We start from the raw sequence: 20,889 nt of genomic DNA on the forward strand, positions 1-20,889 counted from the left end.
CACCGCCTACTGCCAAACAAGAATCTGCGCCGTTGCTCCTGTGGTGTCAGAAATCATATATAGGTATGTATCAATGTCTAATTCAAGAATATTACCGCCTGTAAAATTTATTTTAAAACCATTCGCGGTTGTTACAACTCCGGTAGTTTTTACCCAGGCATTACCGTTATGGACGTTAAGGGTTATATACTTGCCCGTGAGGTCAAATACTACCATGCCCTTACTAATAGCCCCTGCCGTAAGGGTTGTTATGGTCTGATCGTCGCTTGCTTCTCTTACGGTGATAGTGCCAACGGCAGGACTAATGTTCTTGCCGTAAATATCACCCAGAAAAACACCGTAAATATTACCCCAATCGGTCTTGGTGGTAGCCTTGGCGGTCGCTCCGGTAAGGGTAATGGTTTCATAGGCAAACGCCCCGGTACCGTTGGTTGTGCCAAATATTGTGCATTTGCCCACATCACTGGCGGAGTTGGACACAACTTCAACGCCATCATTGGCAGGTTGATTAGTAAAACCACTCCATGCCAATAAATCCATCATCGGGATTGTGTAGTCAGGTTTTCTGCCTGTTATTTGAACATTTTCAGAATAACCTCTCCATTGCCCATTACTCCAAATTTCACGGTATCCTTTATCCGTATAATAAACAACAACCTTACCATCATTACCATCTCGTTCAAGTGCTGATTTATCATCTGCAAATAAACAAGTATAATGTTGTAAATCATTTATATATTTAAGAGTCATATTTTTCTCACCCTTTCTATTAAATTGCAAAAATATAAAAAGAGGTGATATTAAAAAATACACCTCTTAAATGCTTCTTTTTCTTTAATTTTCTTTAATTTACTCTGTATTTCAAAGAGAAAATCGTGATAAAACCTTTCTTTGGAACACAGTTAAATATTTCCATTTAACTTTTCCTATCAAACCTAATAGGCTACCAGTCATAAACTAGGTTGTATTCCGCAACATCTACTACTTCAGCTTTTATGCTATCCGTAGATACTTTAAGTTACTATACTTAATAACTTTATATTTATATTGTGAATTATCATTAAGAATATTAATTGCACCATTTACATCTCTATGCATTATATACCCACATTTTTTACATTGATAATTCCTACCTTTTGGAGTATTACGTTTGCCACAACAAGGACACTTTTTAGAAGTCCAATATTCTTTTACCTTAATCAATTCAATTCCATGTCTATTTAATTTATTTTTTAATTGTAATATTATTAACCCATAATTCCATTGACTAAGTTTTTGTCGTGTTTTTCTACTACCCCTACCTTCTTCTTTAGTATTTCTAGTGCAATCATCTAAATCACCATAATAAACGATAGAAATATTATTTTGTAAACAATAATCCAAATATAATTTTGTAGTCTTATGTACTGCATCAAGTATCTTTTTATCAGTTTGATACTTTAAATTCCATATTGCTTTACTATATTTCCTATATTGCTTACTACCTTTAGTACATTTCCTTTGTCTGCTTTTTAATTTACCTAATTCTTTATTTCTTAACCGTTTAATATCTCTAATTTTTCTACCAGTAATTATAATTGCATTTTCATTATTATCAATCGCAGTAATACTATGTATCTCTCCTAAATCTATTGCCGATTCATTGTTGGATTGAATTAAAACATTATTGTTTTCTTCTTTGGTTTTTATGGCAAGTTTTAAACCATTACAATAAATCAATTCAATCTCTACTATATTGTTAGGTATAGATTTTAAATGACATTTAATAGGTTTTTGCCTCTTATAACTATAATTTGTTTCTATGTCTGGTGCTACAGGTTTTGCTAAAGTTAAATAACCTTTATCTTTATATACTCTTATATTCTGATAAGTCCAACCCGTATTAAAGAATTTCTTTTCTTTGTAAGGTAGTTTAACTTTATTACTATTTTCGTGTTTCGCCATTATTGATTTCCACATTGCATCTCTAGCAGTTATATATTTAATAATTACAAAATTAATACTGTTTGCTAGTATATGTGGAACTGATTTTTTCATCATAAATTGTAATTGTGATTGAGTAAGAGATTTATCAAAAATATCTCTATATTCCCAATCTGATTCTACACACTTATTCCATATTATTGCTGAGTATTTATTGCACTGCATAAGATATTGATAATCTGATTTATTGCAATTAACTGGTACTATTAATGTTTTATATAGTATGATTTTAACTCCTCTCTATGAAATTCTTTCAATAAAAAATAGGGAAATGTAATTTTACAAATCCCCATTTTGAGTGTTAAAATAATAAATTGTTTATTATTTACTATCTATAGTTGTAGTGGTACTTTTTATTCCCGTTAACACATCATAATATCCTGATGTAACAGCCCCAAGTACCATTCCAATAGCACCACCAGTAATATAACTATCCTCAGTAGTATATGCCCATAAAAGACCTATAGAAATTCCTATAAACTGTGAAACAATAGGCAAATAAGCAGAACTTACTTTACCTGTGCCTTTAATTAAATTAACAATTAATCCCACTAGAAAAATAGCCGAAACTCCACCAATTGTATAAATAGATAAATCCATATTATTTAAACCTCCTATCATATTTATATTTTATAATTAATATTTAATAATAAACAATAAAGGAATCATATCCTAAATTTTTTAATTGACTTTTTACAAATTCTGCTCCAACTTTATTAATATAAGCTCCAAATTGTAATTTATAATAAGGTTTGATATAAGTAACATATGATTTCCATCCTGTTTTATCAAACATCTTTTTTTGAGCATTTATTGCTCGTTCCTTAGTAGAATATGCTCCTAACTGTATTCTCCAATATTTTTGCTTCTCTGGTTCAGGTTCAGGATGCGGAACTATATTATCAGTTATTGACCAATATTCAACAAAAGGAAAATCAAAAGGAATATAGCATTTACCTATATCTCCCCAATTACTTGACCAACTATTTAATACTATCCATCTATTATCTTTTCTCCAACCGCTTAAAGAAATCTCATGGTATCCATGTAATTTTTCATTTGTATTAGGGTTTTTTACAATTCCATTAGAATTTGTTTGATAAAAGCTTTCATAAACTGGGATACAAGCAGTAACCATTCCTAATTGCATTAAAGCATTTTTAATCTCATCAACAGTATGTAATCCACAATATGCAGATATTTTATATGGTTCTGCTATTTTTAATAATCTGTCTTTATCTTTTTCAATTCGTGCTTTTACTGAGGGATAGTCTTCATTATATGGAAATACATTATAAGGGACAGAACCATATTTTAAACTACTATCTAATGCTTCTCTAGGACACATACCTTCTCCACAATAATCATCTGAATCTCTCATACCATATCTAAAACCAACAGAAAATAATTGATATTTTCCAGTTTGTTTTTCTTCAGTTGTACTTCTACAATAACCTTCTATAGAGTGACTAACACAACTTCCAATTTGTTTCTGGTCTAATATATTATGGTTATAAGGAATTATAAATTCATCTGGGAATACATTAACTTGTGCTACTAATTTAGAAATAGGGAAGTCTCTTTTATCTTCTGGAGAAGGAATTGTATTTAATGGTATAGATTTATAATCCATAATTTCACCTACTTTTATATTATTTCTTTAATATAAATTTCTCTAATAAATTAATACATATTGAAAGTACAAACCATTTAGTAACAGATTCATCAGCATTATGTTTGTCTTTTTCAATTAATCCATAATTTATTGCTTTATTCATTATTTCAGTTTTCCATCTTTCTACCATTGGTTCTTCCTCCTGTTCAACTAATCTTGCTTTAAAATTTTTCCATTGATTTTCATCTCGTACCCAAGGTTCAGGACAAATTTTGCCAGTTACGTCAAAATGTCTTAAAACTCTATCTATTCCTAAACCATATTGTTTCATTTTCATTTTTGTTAATCCAACTGTATTATCAATTGTTTTTGCCATAATAATAAATTTACCATTAACATCTTTATCACTACACATTTCTATCCCAATACTATTATCATTTCTACATTTAGGATGTTTATATGTTTTTGCTCCACAATGATAAGCACAAGCATTGTCATTAACACTTTGAGTTACACTATCTTCGTCTACAAAATAATTAGCTGATGTATCTCCAGTATCACGACCTGCAAAATAATTTGCATTGCCTTCATCTGTATCACCAACATTACCTGTATAATGTATAACTATATATTCAATCTTTCCATTTCGTTTTGCTCTATAATTACGTTGGTCACATGGGTTTTGTTTTATAAGCATCTATTCACCTTCTTTACTAATTCCACTTTTAGCTTCAACAAACCCTTTACCTACTGAAACACAACCATTCCCAATTACTCCAGCAGTTAAAAATCCCATAACTCCTTTTATACTATCTAATATAAATTGTAATTCAGGAATTTTATAACTAGTTAATATACTAAATAAACATATAAATAAATAAACAACTGCTGTAGTAATTAATAAAAAAGCTAAAGTAGAAATTCTTATTTCACTACCAGATAAAAGTTCTTTCCACATAATTTCACCTTCTATTTAAACAACTTCTCAACCAATATAGTTATTCCTGAACCCATTGCTAATATTAAAAAACCTTTAATTGTATTTGGAATATTTAAAGAATTATTATTATTCATAGTATCTATTTTTATATTAAGTTCCTTAATATCTTTTTTTCTATTTATATTATTCTCATTAATTTTCTCTGTTAAGTGAACTTCAACTTCATCTAAATCCTTTTTTTCTACATAATCTTTCACTAACATCAATTTTATATCACCGATAGATTCTGTTAGTTTACCCATAGATTCATTATGAATTTTAGTAAACTCCATCATATTATCTTCAATTTTTTCTAATCTTTTATTAGTATTTTCTTCTGATTTAATTGAACCGACTTCAAGTTTATCAATCTTTTTATCTAAATGTTTAATATCATCTTTTATTTCTTGAATATCTATTTTATCCAATCCACAACACTCCTTTTGCAAATTACCTCCCTTATGTTATAATATTTAAAACAACCTTACGTTCTTTCTCAAGGTTGTTTAGAATAGGTGTATGGAAGGGAAGATTCCTACACCTATTTGCTATTTTAAGAATTATTTTTTCCATTCATTAATTAATTCTTTTAAATCGTATAATGCTTTTTTGTATCCTCTACTCCATTCAAAGGTGAATTGATTATATTGATTTGTTGGTTGGGATATTTTATAAATTATCCATTTCTCAATTTTTTCAATAACCTTTTCCATTATCATCTCCCTCATTTCTTATTTCTTTATTTTTGCAAAAATAAAAACGCCCAAATCTAGGCGTTAAATAATAGTTACAAACCCCAATATATAGGCATTTGTTAAAAATCATGATAAAAAATAGATTTTATGTTGATTTTAATTAATGTATAGTTATACAAAGATATGTATAATTATTCAATTATTATTTTATTGTCTTATTGTAGATTCGCTATTCCGAGAGTTAAATAATGCCTTGCATTTTCCACTTATCAACATTTTCACTCCAAAAAACATCAATTTTTAAAATATTTAATTGTTCCTGAGTTAAAGGTACTTCCACATTTGCAATATTAGAATAGTTTGTTTCAAACCATCTGGTATCAACGGTGCATTGTATGGAAACCCCATCCATTATGCCTCCAGGATTCAGTATTATTTGACCATCTTCATTTTTCGGCAACGCTTCTATTAACGTCATATTAATTCACCATCCTATTTATATGCCCAACTGCAAAAGTAAGAGTATCTGATACAGTCTCATTTTTTAAATATAACCCTATCTTTTTACTTTTTACAGGTAATTTGGCACTAATTCCATATGGCGTTGATGTCGTAGATATGATGTTTTGTGACACTTCTAACCGAGTCTGACTTGAGCTTAAAAATGCCGCTGTGGCACTCCATGATAGATTTCCAGTTGTATTGACTCCCGTAATTGCAAAAGTGATAAAAGAAGAATTAGAAACATCACAAACAATTATTGACGATGTTGCTCCGGCTGCTAATTGCAAATTAGTGATTATCTGTTCTTCTTCTACCTTACTTCCCGTTAGTGAAACAACACCAGGATTAGTAGAAGTGAATAATTCTCCAGTAGCATTATATATTCTTGTGGCTAATTTTTTTGTGCCATCCATTAAATTTGAAAATGGAAATTGAGCCAAAAAATCATCTCCTTTTATATTAATAATTCAATATGTCAATTTCTAAAAGGTAAAATTGTAATAAATCATCCATTTGTGTTAGGATATTCCATCTTTTAATTTACTTATTATATTTTGATTACTAGGATCAATTCTTATTGTTTGAATATCATTCATAGTAACATCTAACCCAAGAACATATTGAAAAAATGTATCAAATTCAGCGGTATCATCGAACACATATGTGTCATCCAACATTAATGTAGTATCATCAATTATTGTAGAATCATCTAAATATGGTTCTATCTCATAAAACTCTTTTGCTGAAATATTACCTAATTCATCTATGTGAATATTTGATACATTAGTCATTATAAAATCATTTCCATCAAATAAAACCTTTAATAAATCTTCTGCTGGTAAAGACTCATCGAAAGACATTAATTCATCGATTGTGTGACTATCATCGCAAGTCAAAGTTTCATCCCATGCTTGAATCATCTCGTAAAATAAGTTTTTGGTTTCTATTATATTAGTTGTAGGATTTATACGAGAAATTACAGTCATTTAATTAATCACCAACTTTATATTAATTGGAAACTTGTTCCATTGTAACAAAGCATTACTATTTGTCCTGCTAATAAATCTCCACTAGCAAGTGCAGCATCAACTGATTTGACAATAGTTTTAGTTCCTAAACTATTCACATTGATAGTTGATGCTCCAGTATTTTGATTAGTTATTTTAACTAAAAAATTCATTCCTTCCACATAACTTGTTGGTATAGGATTTAAAGTCACAACATAAGCATCTGCTATTCCTGTATCTGGAGCATAATTTATATTTCTATCTCTAATATATTTAATAGGTTGTTCATTACTAGCTATTGATGTATCACCACTTAATTGCAAAATATCACCTTCTTTTAAAAAATTTACAAAATAAAAACGCCTATATATAGGCGTTTGTGAGGTACGAAATTATGATAAAATGAAGCTTTTATCATGTTTTATGTTTATTTTCATATTGTAGTAAAATATATTAATATTCGACTTAATAATACTGTAAGTAAATTGTAAATATGGGTGTTAGAATTTATTTCTTATTCAACATTCGCTATTCCGAGAGTTAAATAAGATATGGTATTAAATCATCATACGAGAACGAATTGTAATTAATATTATTGCTGTTGAAGTAATCTCTCACCTTATCAACTAAAGAATGAGTCGTATTTTTGGTAATCTCATTACCATCAACATCTTTTTGTGTTAAAGCCCAATTTATAGCATCTTGTGTTTGTTCTGGCATTATTTAATCCTCCCTACTAACGTAATAGTTAACGCACCTTCTGTGGGGGCTGTTTCATACTGAAACTGTAATGAAGTATTACGTACACTCTGAGTTTGTAAAAGCTGTTTATATAGTGATTCTATTGCTCCCGTTGCGTAAGCATCAGTTTGTTCACCTAGTCCCGAGTAAAAAACAGGATTCCCAAAACAGCGACTTAATGGCAAAAATGACCTTAAATACGTACTTGTAATCTTATTAATTACTGTCTGTGTTGTAGAGTATTTATACTCTAAACGGGCCATATAGTTTTTCCCGCTTGTTGCGGGCATATAAATTCCTGAAGATACTCCAAACTGTAAATTTATAAGAGCAGAATTAGCTTTGTGGGTATCAGTGATAAATATTTCAAAATCAATGTATTTACTTAAACTTCCTAAAGGGTAGGAATATACTGTTGTATCTGTTAAAGCTACTGCATTAGCTAAAGTCACTACTTCATACGAATTACTTCCCGCTAGTGTAATTTTAGGACTGGAAACTGTATCTGTCCCTTTCACCCAATCTGACACATTTTTCCAGTAACCCTTTAGTGTTAAAATGTCAACGAGACTCATTAAAGAATCATCTCCTTTTATATTAATAATTTAAAAAATAACAAAAAAATAAATACCTATAAATTGGGATTTCTAAGACCTCAAAACATGATAAAATGTTCGTTCTATTTAAATATTTATATAGTTACTATACTGTTGTTATATCAACAGTTCCTAATGCTTCATTAAAACTAAACTTAACTTTCCCTCCAAAAATAATTCCTGAATCATTATTCATAGTTAAATCACCAGTTTTAGTATCTGCTACATCTTTTCTTAATCCTTTTAATTCAATATCTTCTAATCTGGCATCTAAAGTACTATAAGTAGCATTTCTCTGTGCAGAACGTCTTGCATCAATTACTTCCGAATCTACCGTTACTCCAGTAACTAGATTATCTATTCTTTCATCTTGATTATGTAATTCAGTATCTATTACATCAAAATTATTATTATTATTTATATGCCAATTTAATGTCCCCTTATCTGGTTTATCTAAATTATAATAAGTGGTCTTTTGTATTGCCATTTATAAACCTCCTATCACCACCTTTTTATTTTTATATTGTTGTTATATCAAGTGTACCTAAAGAGGAATTTTTAGCAATTTTAATATTATCAAAAACAATTCCTTTTCCTGTACTAATATGTAAATCTCCTGTCATAGTATCTCCTGATTTAATTAATGCTCCTCCTGTAACCCTAACTGCTTCAGCATTTACCCTTGCGATTTCTTGAGATATTCTAGTATTTTCAGAAATAATTCTTGTATTTTCATTAGACACTCTTATTGCTTCATTAGCAATTCTTTCATCTTCTGTATGAAGATTATAATTATCAATCATTTCTTCAAGTGTCTGGGTCACATCTCCATTAGTTTCTTGAACCCATATACGTGAAATAGGTAGTAAAACAACACCTTTACCATAATATTTTGCAGTTATTGTTTTACCATCGTCTGCACTATTAAAAAATAACATTGAATTTGCATAATCACAATAAAATTGACTTGCTAAAGGAGTGGTAGTTAAAACTTCAGTAAAGTTATCAATTACAACTTTATTAAAATCATCAGGATATTCTTCAAGAACAACTTTTTGATTAACTATTTTATGAGGCTCCTGTAAATAGACATAAGGATCGTTTGCATCTCCAGACCTCATTTTGTCAATTCGTTTATCATTATCCCAAGTTGACAATTATTTACCTCCTTTCAATCAAAAAAATAGAAGAGTAATAATTTACCCTTCAAAAATTGTTTATATTAATTTGTTACTTCTATTAAATATATTTTACTCTAAATTTTCTTTTCCAAATTAACATCCCTAAGATAATTAATCCTATTATCATACTTTCCCAATATTCAATACAAAATATAATAGGAGTTAATACCATTCTAACAATAAATTTTAATCCTTCACTCTCTCTAATTGTACCAGCAATAGGAGGACTATACCTATAATATTCCTTCACAAACCATTGCCCAAAAGAAAATTTCATTAATACATTATCTCTAAAATGCCTTAAAACTTTTACATGTGGTTCTAATAAACTACCATAAGCAGCAGTAGCAATAAAACAATTATCATTCTCACCTAAAGTTAAATTCAATACATAATTTTGCACTACACTACCATCAGCAGATGAAACAGTAATTGAAATAGAACCTGGAATTACTGTTATAGGTGGAACATTTATTACTGCTGTTTTATCACCTGAAGTAACTGTAATAGTTGGAGCAATTGTTGTTCCTTCAGGTAGTGTTACATTATAAGTTGTAACATTAGGATTAAAATTAGCAATTGCAGTATCTCCAACTGCTATTCCTGTTACTAATGGATTCTCAATGTTTTGAATTGTTGTAAAATGATACATTAAATCTTCTGTATTTGATTGAGTTCCCATATTTTTAATAGAATTGGCAGGGATGTAGAGGATATAGTTTTCATTATAATTTAGGTTAATAATAGGTTTAATCATTAATGTATCACCAACAATTGTTTTTGTTACTGCACATGGATTGCCTTGTGAATTAATTATAGAAATATCACTAAAGTTATTACCTTGAGATATTAATTTATCAAATTGAAAAGTAAATTCATTATTAATTGGTATATTTGTTGCATTATCTGTAATAGATGAGTTTAAAAGGGAAGGGGAAGTGTCAATTATTTTAATTCCTATTGAGGATTTAAAATCTCTATATCCCATATAGCCAAAACCAATTGAAGTGTTACCAGTTTTTATTGCTTTAAATTCGTTTAATTGAACCTCATTAAAAAATTCATTACTTCCACCAATATTACAAATATCTGTAACATCTCTTAAACTATCGTCAGAATATTTTGCTTCAATCTTTTCAATTTTAACACTATCTTCGATATTCATAATAATACTATCTTTAGTAGTTATTTCTCCTTGATAATTAACATAAGGATAAAAGGCAATAGGACAAGATGGTAAATCTGGTATAGATAATTCAATATATGGCTCATCACTATTATGAGATTTACCATCTAATATAACTTCTGAATTAGAAATTGCATCAATTATAGTATCATTAAATATATATTTAAAAGTAAGATGTTTGTCTAAATCTTCTGAAGAATAATTTACTTCTAAATCATAATAATTTCCATATTCACCAGAATTATAAAATCCTACATAAGCATTACCACACTCTTCTCCATCCATATAAGCATATATAGCACCCCAAAATAATGATTGATCAAGTGAATCTTTAATAACTTTAATGCGATAATGACAATTATAATAAGTTATATCATCTATATATCCTGCATATAAAGGCAAAGGAATATAGAAAATAAAAAATAAGGATATAATTAAAATAATACTTAATTTAAAGTTGTTAAAATTATTAATTTTTATCATAAAATCACAACCTTTTTCTTCTAATTATATCCAATTATAAAACAAATTACAATATTATGTAACTACATTTATATTAATTACCTTTAATTTCATTCATTTGCTCTAATGTTATCCAACCTTTTTCTACTGCTATATAAAGTTCATTTTCACCTATTTTATGTTCTTGATATTTACGCTGTAAAAATTCAAATATAATTATCACCTTCTAAGAATTATTAAACATTAATGTTAATAAAACATCTTCTGTTTGTTGAAGTTGTAATTTAAGATTAGTATTTTCATTTTTTAAATTAGAAATAATCTGAGATTCTGGTTCTACGTCCTCCTGTAAATATTTTAATAATTCAGTACGAGAATTAAATTTAATATCTTTAGTTTTTTCTTTGTAATTTAAGTAATCTAATTCAGTATATGAAAAACTAATATTGTTATTATTTAAAATATTTAACACTAAATTATATTCATACTCTTCAAATATTGCAATATTATTATTAGCAATAGAAAATTTCAATAATTCTTTTATTGCATATAAATTATTATTTGTAGTAGTAAAAATACCAATAGCAAATATAGGTGAATCACCACATAATCTTACATACATAAAATAATCTCCTCCTATTATTAAGCAGTTCTATTATTTGACCAAATATTTGTGCTATCAATATCTTCTAACCTATATGCTAAATTCCAGCCATTTAATAAATCATTATTTGAAAATAAATTTTCTGTACCCCCTGATTTTATAGCATATCTTGCACCATTTCTAATCTCATAAACAGAAGTATTATCTGGAATAGTTGTCCAATAATGATTTTCATTCGTTGTGCTTATTGACGCTTGTCTCGTACTTCCTACATATCCTGTAATTTCAGCAAATTGTCCAAAACCAGTTTCGCTTGTAATAAAAATACATTTACCAGTATAATAATCATCATCACTAGAAGCTGTAGTTGCTAATTGAATAGTAGAATTAGTTCCAGTTTGTGCAATTCCAGAATGTATTATAGGTAAACTATCATTTCTAATAATATTATTTGAAATATTATTGTAATTCCCCGTTATTAAATAAATACAATCTATATAAGTAGTATCTGTACAAGGAATTTGTATACAATTGTTAGTTAATATATTTCCTGAAATAATACAATTATTACACCATAAATACATTGCTGATTGTCCTGAATTATAAATTATATTATTTAATATAGTATTTTTATTATTACTACTATAAAACATTATTCCTTGTGCTTCATTATTATAAATTGTATTATTATTAATCATTATATTGGAACAATTTACTATCCAAAGACCTCTTGTATTATTAAATATTTTATTATTAATAATACTTATATTAATACTATTACTAGTTCCAGTATGAATACCATGTATAGCACAATAACTAATATTAGAATTAATTATATTTAAATTATTAGATTTATTAAATTCAACACCATTCCCATTAATATTATATATTTTACAATTATTAATATTTCCTCTGTTAATATATAAATACATTCCTCCATTGCTTAATTTATTATTCCCATCTAATATAATATTTTCGATTGTAATATCACAATTAATACTATCTTTGTTTTTTATTAAAGTAACGCCATTAGTATTAGTTGTTATTATAGTATTGCCTTTTCCTTGAAATATAACTCCTGAACATAATTTAATACTATCACTAATAATATATTTACCTTCTAATAATGTTATTGTGCCACTAGGAGAAGTTATATTATAAGTATAAGAATTTGTTGGGGTACTAGTTAATGAACTACTTAATATTGCACGTCTTGTACTCCCCACATAATCAATGACCATCTTACTTTGTATATTATTATTAGTATCAATTATATTAATAGTATAACCGTTATAAAAATCATCTATTGTATTTGCGTTACTACCTAATTCTACGATTGAAATTGTATTATTACTACCCAAATTACCTGCTTCAATCATAATAATAGGCAAATCATTTATCGCTTGATTTATAACTATTTGTGCAGAAGTTGAACCTTCGGGAACAATATAATTTGCTTGTCTTACATTATTTGAACTCCCTTCTACACCAACTATAAAAGTAGTACTAGACTTAGTTATATTTGCTTCATAATTATCTAATGATATACCAACTACTATTTCACTATCATCTGAATAATTACCCCATGAATCAACAACTACCATTTTATATAACCAAGTAACTGAAGTATCAGAAGGTGGATCATAATCTACATAAGTATTTTGTGCCTTACTGTTATTTGTAGAACCAACTACAGTTGCAATTTTATAATACATTTCATCTGTTGGTTTTTTTCTATAAATAGAATATGTTTCTCCACATTCCCCTTCAACTTCATTCCATGTTAAAATAATTGCTCCAAAACCACTTGTAGCAGTAAGATTCAAATTACTAACATCTGGTGCTATTCCATCAGTTGCTTGACAAACATCACTATCTAAACTTCTTTCGCCGCTATTACCTTGATTATCAACTGAAGCAACTGAATATTTATAATATTTACCTCTACCTAATCCAGTATCTACATATTCTGTAGTGTCTTTATCTACTTCAGCAATTACTATTGCATAACTTGTAGCATATCCTGTAACACCATAACCGTTAAATATTTCAGCATGATATGAACCACCATATTCACTAACATCTTCTCCAAAATCAGAACTATTATCTTCGCGTCTATAAATTATATATTTTTCTAAATCATTAGGTGGATTATCATGTGTCCAAGTTATTTTAATACTTCCATCATATCTATTTTCATTAGTTGCAACTGGTTTGTTAGGAGGGGATGGGGGAGTATTATCACAAGGAGAATAATTACTTGTATCTGGTTTTCCACTTTCTAAATAATCAGAATATAATCCTATAATATCAACTGCTTTAACCCTATATCTCCAATAAACTATTTCATCTTTTATAGTAGACACATTATATTCAGTATAATTATTAGTATTTACTTCATATAATTCTGTCCAAGGGTTATTAATTAAATCATTAATATTTTTAGTTCTTTCAATTATATAACCATAAACATCATTGCTTAAACTAGTATCCCATTTTAAATCAATTGCACCTAAATTAGCAGTTACGCTAATATTTGTAGGAGGTAAAGGATTATCTGAATTAATAGCAGTAATTTGTTGCCAAGTACCACTTATTCCTACATCACCTGGGAAACTTGATTCATTTCCTGATTTATCAAATGCTGTTATCCAATAATAATAAATTGTTTCATGTTTTGTAGTAGTATCTATATATTTATAAATATTCCCACTTGCAACTGTTCCTATTAACAATTTATTATATAAAGGATTTTGATATTGTTCATATCTCCAAACATTATATCCTGCAACACCAGTTTGGTCATCTGTAAGGAATGATTGACCTAATAAACTCCAAGATATTTGTATTGTACCATCTGTCAAAGTTTCAACTATAGGATTAATATTAATTGCATCCCATTCGGGAGCAGTAGTGTCATTTACTTCCCAAGGCAATGAAGAACTTAAATATCCTGTAGTTGGATAAAAACTTATTCCACTTCTATCTGTTTCATTATCCCAATTATCAATTGCAGTAATTTTATATCTATGTTTTGATATTACATCTGTGTTGGGTGTATTATCTGTATAGAATAATTCAGAAGTTATTCCTAATACTACTTCATTAGTTCCATTTTCATCATATTGATAAACTTTATATGAAACAACCGAAGTATCAATTTGCCCATCTAATTTAGAGGGTTCCCAACCTATTGTGATTGAACCAATATTAGATTTATCAAAATTAACCACAGGTGCATTAGGTGGAGTAGTATCAATTGCTTGTACTGCCAATCCTCCTGATGGAATATCTAAAGCAGTAGAAATCATTCCTGAATTATCAATACAAAAAACTTGATAATAATAATATTTATTTTTTTCTAAATAAGAATCAATAAATTTATGTTGCTGTTGAACTCCACCAATAGCAAAAATATGATTTATTAATCCTACTTCTTTTCCTCCATCATCATCTACTCTTGTACTGGTAGTGCATCTATGCCTTACAATTCTATATTGTTTAGCATCTACTGAAGTAGAACCAAGAAATGTTATTGTTATTCTGCCATTATTATCCGAAACATATCCACTATCAAGAATTGAAGGTACAATTGGTGGATTATTGTCTGCTGGTTGAAATGCTGAGCCAGAACCAGATATATAAGCGCTAGATACATTTCCTACAACATCTATAGAATAAACTCTATAATATCTTGTGTTAGTATTTGTTCTACCAAAATCAGTATAAATAGAAGAAAATGAATAAACTGTTGTGGGACTAGCAAAATCAACAGTATCACTTATTAATATCTTATACTTTAAAATATCTTTATCTGTTGGTGTATCCCAACTTAAATCAATTCTACCCCAACCGCCTGTAATACTTAAATTAGTTGGTGGACTAGGCAACACATTGTCTACTGCCTGTAAATGAGAAGGAGTAGGTATAAATTTATCACATTCATTTCCTTGAAAATCAATTGCAGTAACCCAATAATAATAATCTGTCCCACATACTGTTGTATCATCAATATATTCTAATATACTAGGACATTTATCATAAGAAATAGTAATACTTTTTATTAATATTGATGTAGCAGAATCATTGGTAGTATTTCTCCAAATATTAAACCCTGTTAAATCTATATCTGTTGGTTTTGTAATGCTTATTTTAATATCACCATTAGTTTGACTATTAATTGTTACAGCAGATAATGTAACTGTAGTTAAAGTAGGAGCAATATCATCAATTTGTACGGCATTTATTGCTTTGCTTGCTACTTCACTTGCACTTTCCCCTCCAATATTAGCAGTATAATTTGGAGTGGCAGGAGTAATATTTATCCATTTTACTGTTTCTGTGTTTATAGTTTGAATTTGACCAATCTCTAATCCATTTTCAGTTCTTCTAGCAGAAGCAATACCAAAACTAAAAGTATCTGATGGACTAACACCTTCAAAAATATAATAACTTGATGCAGAAGTATTTACATTAACTGGTACACAAGTATCCGTATATACAGGAGTTTGATTTGCTTTACACCAGAAAACTAATAGCATATCTGCTTGTAACTCACCTTGAATATATTGGTTCCATTGAAGTTTTATATTACGTGTCCCATTTGAGTTTTCAGTTATTTGTATTCCTGAAGGAATAGGATTATTTGTTGGTACTCCTGTAGTACGATATTTTAATGTACCCCCTAAAGCAGTTTGTGCATTTCCTTCTGCTGTATCTGCTGTATCTTGTGCATTGTCTGCTAAATTTTTTGCTACTTCTGAAATTTTTGCTAATAGAGTAGTTTTTTTGTCATAATAATTTCTAAAATTAGTTCTAAAATCATCTCCGACTATAGTAATTGTTGTAGTTAAATCTAATAGAAGGGGAGTGATATAACTATTTAAAACATTATAAGAACTATCATAATTGATTTTTTCAGTGGTGATACTATAAATATCTGCTTGTGAATCTATAGTTGTTTTTTCATTTTGAATAATAATCCATTCTTTTAATGTATCTTGCTTTTCAGAAGGAGTTAATTTATTATCATTAGCAATATCCGCAAGTTTCTGAATGGCTTCATTAGCAGTAGTATCATCAGTATATTTAGTTGCTAATTCCCAATCAGTTTCGACATATGATTGTCCTTGTGTTTTAGAAACTATACATTTCTTTAAATCACCTTTAGAATCATCTGCGTTTGTAATCGTCCATAAATCACCTTTATCATAAGGTGGAGTAGGGGTACTTGGTAATTTATTATAAAATACTCTACGTTTACTATCTGCTGTATCTTGTGCTTTTTGAGCATTAGCAAGAGCCTTTACCACATCAGTATCTTCAATTCTTTTCCATTGATATACTGAATCTATTAGAGCAAATCTATACCCATATCCAGTCGTAGAATTATAAAATAAGTCTCCTAAATGATTATTTTTTAGAGTGTCTGTTGTCCAATCACTTGCAGGAAGATTTAATAACGTAGGTTCATAATCATAAAACCATGTAGTAATACTGCCATCAATTTGAGATTGTAAATTACTTATATCTTCGTTATAAACTATGGTTACAAAATTATTTAATTCAGCAATTGCGTCTTGTTTTGCTTTATCTGTTATTGCATTAAGCAATAATATCTTTGCATCATAGTAATCTTTAAATTTTGTTCTAAAAGTATCTGCAACAATATCACTTGTTACTGTTAAATCAGCAAGTAAAGGAGTGATATAATCGTTTAATGCAATATATTTATTATCATAATCAACTTTACTTACTCCATAAGTACCAGCTTGCGAATCCATTGTAGATTTTTCTGAGGTTATAATATCCCATTCTTTTTTAATTAATTGCTTTTCATTAGGTGTAAATCTGCTATCTGAAACAATATCATTCAATAGATTCTTTGAATTTTCTATATCTTGAATTACTGTACTTACTTGTGAATTACCAATAGTAGCTTCATCATCAATCTTTCCTAAAAATACTGGTTCATCTGCTGGATGATATGGATTTTCAGTAGATACAACGGATTTGACTATATCAGAATATAAAACACCTTCAGAATTAATATCTTTATCTACTTTCCTATATGCTTGAATACCAAAAGTATAATATTTATCAACAGAAACACCATAAATAACATAAGAACGTTTATCTAACTTTATATTATAAATTTGTTCTTTAGCAACACTAGAACCAAAAATATAAGGTTCATTGATAGATAAAGATCTAATATAAACTATGAATCCATCAATATTATATTCAAGATTAATATTTGTATCTAGTTTTTGTGGATTAAAACTCCATCTAAATCCAATATCACATGAACCATCTGTATTTAAAGTATGGTCAATTGCAGTTCCATCTACAGCAATTATAGGATTTGCTGGAAGTGTACTAATTCTGTCATTCCGTACATTAAAATTAGTAGCAACATCATTCCAATTTATTTTATTCTTATTTAGTTGTTCAGTAGTTTCCATTGATTGATATAATTTTAATCCTATTTTCTCTTCTTCGGTTAAAACCTTATAAATATTAGATATAACTAAATCAACATCACCAGTTTCATAATTAAATTCAACTTGTGTAATAATTGCTTTAGCATTTAGATTAAAATTATCATGTCGAATAGTAACTGTATCTGCTAAATTCAATTTATCCCAATCAAATTGACATTCAACACATTGAAGAAAATTCTCAATACTAATTTTTATTTCAGTTTTAATTTCATTTCTTAATTGAAATTCATCTATTCCTGCTTCATATAAATCTATTTCATTATCATAGTTATCATTAGACCAAGTTTCTTCAATAATAAAAGGAGTTAATTCAATTAGTTCATCCTGAGTAAAATTATTTTCCCTAGATACTACATTTTTTAAATTAGTAATAGCAGTATCAAGATTTGTAATTTCAGTTTCAATTGCTTCTAATTCAAGGTTTTTATTAGTAATCTGAGTTTCTTTATTATAAATATTATATTTTTCAATTAAATCACTTTCATTTCCAGAAGCAATAAATTCATCATGAGAAATAGCAACACAAACTAATTGAACATTTATATTTGTGCCAATACCTGTAAAATCAATATGAGTAGAAACAGAACTACTTATTTTACCTAAAACTGCCCATGTATCTGCTATTAATATTTTTTGTACGTCATCCAACGATACAGTTAAATTTGTTATAGATGATACCTTACACATTATCGTATAATATAAAATACTATTTAATTCTATAGTTTTTGTTATAGGAGAATTATTATAAATAATATCATAAGAAGTATAAGTATTATTTTCTTGTTGTCTTCCTATAATATCTAATATTAAAATTCTATCAGTTTCTAAATCAGTTAATTCATTACTTATTGTATCTTTTTCTAATTGTTTATCAGACTTTGAGAATAATAACTTTCTAAAAGTTTCATCTTTATATAAATAAATTGTATTGCCGCTTGCTTGCCCTGTTATTGATTCAACTGTAATATTATCAACATCAACTACAATTACTTTTCTATATTCATTATTACAAGTCTTATTTAATATATAATCACCATTTACTAACCCATGAGAGGGAATAGTGATATTAGTAGTAGTTGTACCTGTCTGAGTAATAACTTGTGTACCTTTTTTAGTATTTAAAAGATTTTGATAATCTAATATTTTACCAGCAAGATTATCACTCATATAATAACTTGATTTAACTACATTTCCAATCTCATCTTCTTCATATGGATATAAAAAATGAGAATAATCAAAAATAAAATCTTCCATTGTTGGATTGACTGAATTAATGGTCAATCCGTCTTTACCTTTTAGTTTAAAATGAGTACAAAATTCTTCAGGATTTTCCGTATAATCTAAAGATGTTAAATATTTATTTGTATTAAAATGTAACCCTCTGTCTGTACCTAAAGAATTACCTGTACCTAAATCATCTTTTTTATATAATGATATTGTTCTATTAATAGTATTAAAAACAGGAACACAATTAAATGTTTCGGCAACGTCATTCAAAACAAAATCTAAAACTGATTTATTTGAAACATCAAATTGTCTTTTTAGACTATTAATATAAGGGTCGATATAATCTATAGTCCAAAGAGTAGAAGTTAAATTTGCGTTTAAAACCTGAGTAGGAGTTTGAGAACCAATATCTTCTGTAGAATAGGTAATTTTTTTATTTCTAAGTTCATAAGCCAATGAAAAACATTCAATAGTTTTTTCTTCACCAGTTTCATCATTTAACTTATGATTAGGTGTTTCTATTAAAAACCATTCTTCATAACCATCTTCTACTAATTGCACTAAATATCTATATCTTATTAAATCAATATAAGGATTTTTAACTAATTCATGGTTTAAATCTATTTGATAGGGAAGTGAAAAAGTTAACTCAGATATATTTGCTACTGTTATTTTGTGGTTAGTTATAGAAGCAGTTTTTAAGGATGCAATCATTTCACGATTAGGTTTATAAAGATATAATTTTGGATTTTTTAAAGGTTTTCGTATATTAATATTGTAAAAAGACAACTATTTTTTCACCTCCATATTATTCTCTAAAATAATTTATACTGATACTTTAATTGAATTTGACATTTACCTAATATTTTCAATCTATTTATTCCTTTTACGCAAGAAAGATAATTTTTATTAAAATCATTGTATCTATAAGTATTAGGAAGATTAGTTATAATAATTTCTTCTTCATTGTTGATATACAAATCTTCATTTGTTTTCAATCCTGTAAATTTAAACTCTAATCCACCATTTGTTAAATTTATAATTGAAACATCTCCATCTTCAATAGTTTTAACTAATGATATTTCAGGATATAAAAGTAAATCTTTACTACCTTTATTAATTAATTCAATAATAGTACCATCAGCAGTATTATTATCTAAATTATAAAGAGGGGATTGATACACAGGACTAAACCCATGATAGGCATTCGTCTCAAACGTAAGTTTTAGATACCCTTGATTTAATCCATTATGTACAATATCAGATGATTCAGTTATCATAGCATAGTAAATCCTATCAAGGTTTTCACTAAATTGTAATGGTTTATAATATGACTGACATAGCCAATCTTTAACTTCATCTAAACTACTATTAGTAAATTCCTCTTTAAAAGCAAAACTAACTAGAATTATTATAGGTTCATAATTTATTTTTTTAAAATAGAATTTATTATTATATGATTTAATTTTTTCAATACTACGATTAGCAATAAATGTTTCTTCTAACATTCCACTATCTATATTTACATTCCATAATCCTTGATCTTCTGACTTAATTCCATCATATATAAAATATAAAGAATCTTTTATCACCTTCAATTCACTCC

Annotated in this window: 20 protein-coding genes; all 20 read right to left on the reverse strand. The window is 27.9% G+C overall.

Going from position 1 to position 20,889, the window contains the following annotated elements:
- Positions 1-6: 6 nt before the first annotated feature.
- Complete coding sequence (locus tag LLF98_RS01955; RefSeq protein ID WP_291700312.1) at positions 7-813, reverse strand: hypothetical protein; 807 nt, start codon at positions 811-813, stop codon at positions 7-9.
- A gap of 180 nt (positions 814-993) precedes the next feature.
- Entirely contained in the window at positions 994-2,211 is a 1,218-nt protein-coding gene (locus LLF98_RS01960; RefSeq protein ID WP_366512066.1) for a transposase, read from the reverse strand.
- 93 nt (positions 2,212-2,304) lie between these two features.
- Positions 2,305-2,583, reverse strand: a complete 279-nt coding sequence (locus LLF98_RS01965) for a hypothetical protein (RefSeq protein WP_291700314.1) — start codon at positions 2,581-2,583, stop codon at positions 2,305-2,307.
- Positions 2,584-2,626: 43 nt separating this feature from the next.
- Entirely contained in the window at positions 2,627-3,616 is a 990-nt protein-coding gene (locus LLF98_RS01970) for a C1 family peptidase (protein ID WP_291700316.1), read from the reverse strand.
- A gap of 19 nt (positions 3,617-3,635) precedes the next feature.
- Complete coding sequence (locus LLF98_RS01975; protein ID WP_291700318.1) at positions 3,636-4,295, reverse strand: peptidoglycan recognition family protein; 660 nt, start codon at positions 4,293-4,295, stop codon at positions 3,636-3,638.
- Positions 4,296-4,556, reverse strand: coding sequence for a hypothetical protein (locus tag LLF98_RS01980; protein WP_291700320.1), 261 nt, complete (start codon positions 4,554-4,556; stop codon positions 4,296-4,298). It lies immediately after the preceding gene.
- An 11-nt stretch (positions 4,557-4,567) separates the two neighbouring features.
- Positions 4,568-5,005 (reverse strand): hypothetical protein, encoded by a 438-nt coding sequence (locus tag LLF98_RS01985; RefSeq protein ID WP_291700322.1) that lies wholly within the window; start codon positions 5,003-5,005, stop codon positions 4,568-4,570.
- A gap of 132 nt (positions 5,006-5,137) precedes the next feature.
- Positions 5,138-5,290, reverse strand: coding sequence for a hypothetical protein (locus tag LLF98_RS01990; RefSeq protein ID WP_291700324.1), 153 nt, complete (start codon positions 5,288-5,290; stop codon positions 5,138-5,140).
- 223 nt (positions 5,291-5,513) lie between these two features.
- The gene (locus LLF98_RS01995; RefSeq protein WP_291700326.1) at positions 5,514-5,750 is read right to left on the reverse strand and encodes a hypothetical protein; all 237 of its coding nucleotides are present in this window, start codon (positions 5,748-5,750) and stop codon (positions 5,514-5,516) included.
- 1 nt (position 5,751) lies between these two features.
- A complete protein-coding gene (locus LLF98_RS02000; protein WP_291700327.1) occupies positions 5,752-6,216 on the reverse strand; it encodes a hypothetical protein in 465 nt (154 codons plus the stop codon).
- 78 nt (positions 6,217-6,294) lie between these two features.
- Positions 6,295-6,762, reverse strand: coding sequence for a hypothetical protein (locus LLF98_RS02005; RefSeq protein ID WP_291700329.1), 468 nt, complete (start codon positions 6,760-6,762; stop codon positions 6,295-6,297).
- A gap of 17 nt (positions 6,763-6,779) precedes the next feature.
- Entirely contained in the window at positions 6,780-7,106 is a 327-nt protein-coding gene (locus tag LLF98_RS02010) for a hypothetical protein (protein WP_291700331.1), read from the reverse strand.
- Between the two features lie 217 nt (positions 7,107-7,323).
- Positions 7,324-7,503: a hypothetical protein gene (locus LLF98_RS02015; protein WP_291700333.1), complete on the reverse strand. Its 180-nt coding sequence runs from the start codon at positions 7,501-7,503 to the stop codon at positions 7,324-7,326.
- Positions 7,503-8,099, reverse strand: coding sequence for a hypothetical protein (locus LLF98_RS02020; RefSeq protein ID WP_291700335.1), 597 nt, complete (start codon positions 8,097-8,099; stop codon positions 7,503-7,505). The genes LLF98_RS02015 and LLF98_RS02020 overlap by 1 nt, the downstream gene beginning before the upstream one ends.
- 127 nt (positions 8,100-8,226) lie before the next feature.
- Positions 8,227-8,607, reverse strand: a complete 381-nt coding sequence (locus LLF98_RS02025; RefSeq protein ID WP_291700336.1) for a hypothetical protein — start codon at positions 8,605-8,607, stop codon at positions 8,227-8,229.
- Between the two features lie 31 nt (positions 8,608-8,638).
- Positions 8,639-9,277 (reverse strand): hypothetical protein, encoded by a 639-nt coding sequence (locus tag LLF98_RS02030; RefSeq protein WP_291700338.1) that lies wholly within the window; start codon positions 9,275-9,277, stop codon positions 8,639-8,641.
- Between the two features lie 82 nt (positions 9,278-9,359).
- On the reverse strand, positions 9,360-10,970 hold the full coding sequence (locus tag LLF98_RS02035; RefSeq protein WP_291700340.1) for a CFI-box-CTERM domain-containing protein: 1,611 nt from the start codon (positions 10,968-10,970) through the stop codon (positions 9,360-9,362).
- Positions 10,971-11,175: 205 nt separating this feature from the next.
- On the reverse strand, positions 11,176-11,571 hold the full coding sequence (locus LLF98_RS02040) for a hypothetical protein (RefSeq protein ID WP_291700342.1): 396 nt from the start codon (positions 11,569-11,571) through the stop codon (positions 11,176-11,178).
- A gap of 20 nt (positions 11,572-11,591) precedes the next feature.
- Positions 11,592-20,072: a right-handed parallel beta-helix repeat-containing protein gene (locus tag LLF98_RS02045; protein ID WP_291700344.1), complete on the reverse strand. Its 8,481-nt coding sequence runs from the start codon at positions 20,070-20,072 to the stop codon at positions 11,592-11,594.
- A 26-nt stretch (positions 20,073-20,098) separates the two neighbouring features.
- Positions 20,099-20,875 (reverse strand): distal tail protein Dit, encoded by a 777-nt coding sequence (locus LLF98_RS02050; protein ID WP_291700346.1) that lies wholly within the window; start codon positions 20,873-20,875, stop codon positions 20,099-20,101.
- Positions 20,876-20,889 lie beyond the last annotated feature (14 nt).

The sequence above is a fragment of the Clostridium sp. genome, from assembly GCF_021372645.1.
Classification (GTDB): domain Bacteria; phylum Bacillota; class Clostridia; order Clostridiales; family Clostridiaceae; genus Clostridium.

Bases quoted from the DNA above. Each gene is read 5' to 3' on its own strand.
- LLF98_RS02025 (WP_291700336.1), bottom strand. From the start codon at position 8,607: ATGGCAATACAAAAGACCACTTATTATAATTTAGATAAACCAGATAAG.
- LLF98_RS02040 (WP_291700342.1), bottom strand. From the start codon at position 11,571: ATGTATGTAAGATTATGTGGTGATTCACCTATATTTGCTATTGGTATT.
- LLF98_RS01965 (WP_291700314.1), bottom strand. From the start codon at position 2,583: ATGGATTTATCTATTTATACAATTGGTGGAGTTTCGGCTATTTTTCTA.
- LLF98_RS01980 (WP_291700320.1), bottom strand. From the start codon at position 4,556: ATGTGGAAAGAACTTTTATCTGGTAGTGAAATAAGAATTTCTACTTTA.
- LLF98_RS01995 (WP_291700326.1), bottom strand. From the start codon at position 5,750: ATGACGTTAATAGAAGCGTTGCCGAAAAATGAAGATGGTCAAATAATA.
- LLF98_RS02020 (WP_291700335.1), bottom strand. From the start codon at position 8,099: ATGAGTCTCGTTGACATTTTAACACTAAAGGGTTACTGGAAAAATGTG.
- LLF98_RS02035 (WP_291700340.1), bottom strand. From the start codon at position 10,970: ATGATAAAAATTAATAATTTTAACAACTTTAAATTAAGTATTATTTTA.
- LLF98_RS02005 (WP_291700329.1), bottom strand. From the start codon at position 6,762: ATGACTGTAATTTCTCGTATAAATCCTACAACTAATATAATAGAAACC.
- LLF98_RS01970 (WP_291700316.1), bottom strand. From the start codon at position 3,616: ATGGATTATAAATCTATACCATTAAATACAATTCCTTCTCCAGAAGAT.
- LLF98_RS01975 (WP_291700318.1), bottom strand. From the start codon at position 4,295: ATGCTTATAAAACAAAACCCATGTGACCAACGTAATTATAGAGCAAAA.
- LLF98_RS02015 (WP_291700333.1), bottom strand. From the start codon at position 7,503: ATGCCAGAACAAACACAAGATGCTATAAATTGGGCTTTAACACAAAAA.
- LLF98_RS01990 (WP_291700324.1), bottom strand. From the start codon at position 5,290: ATGGAAAAGGTTATTGAAAAAATTGAGAAATGGATAATTTATAAAATA.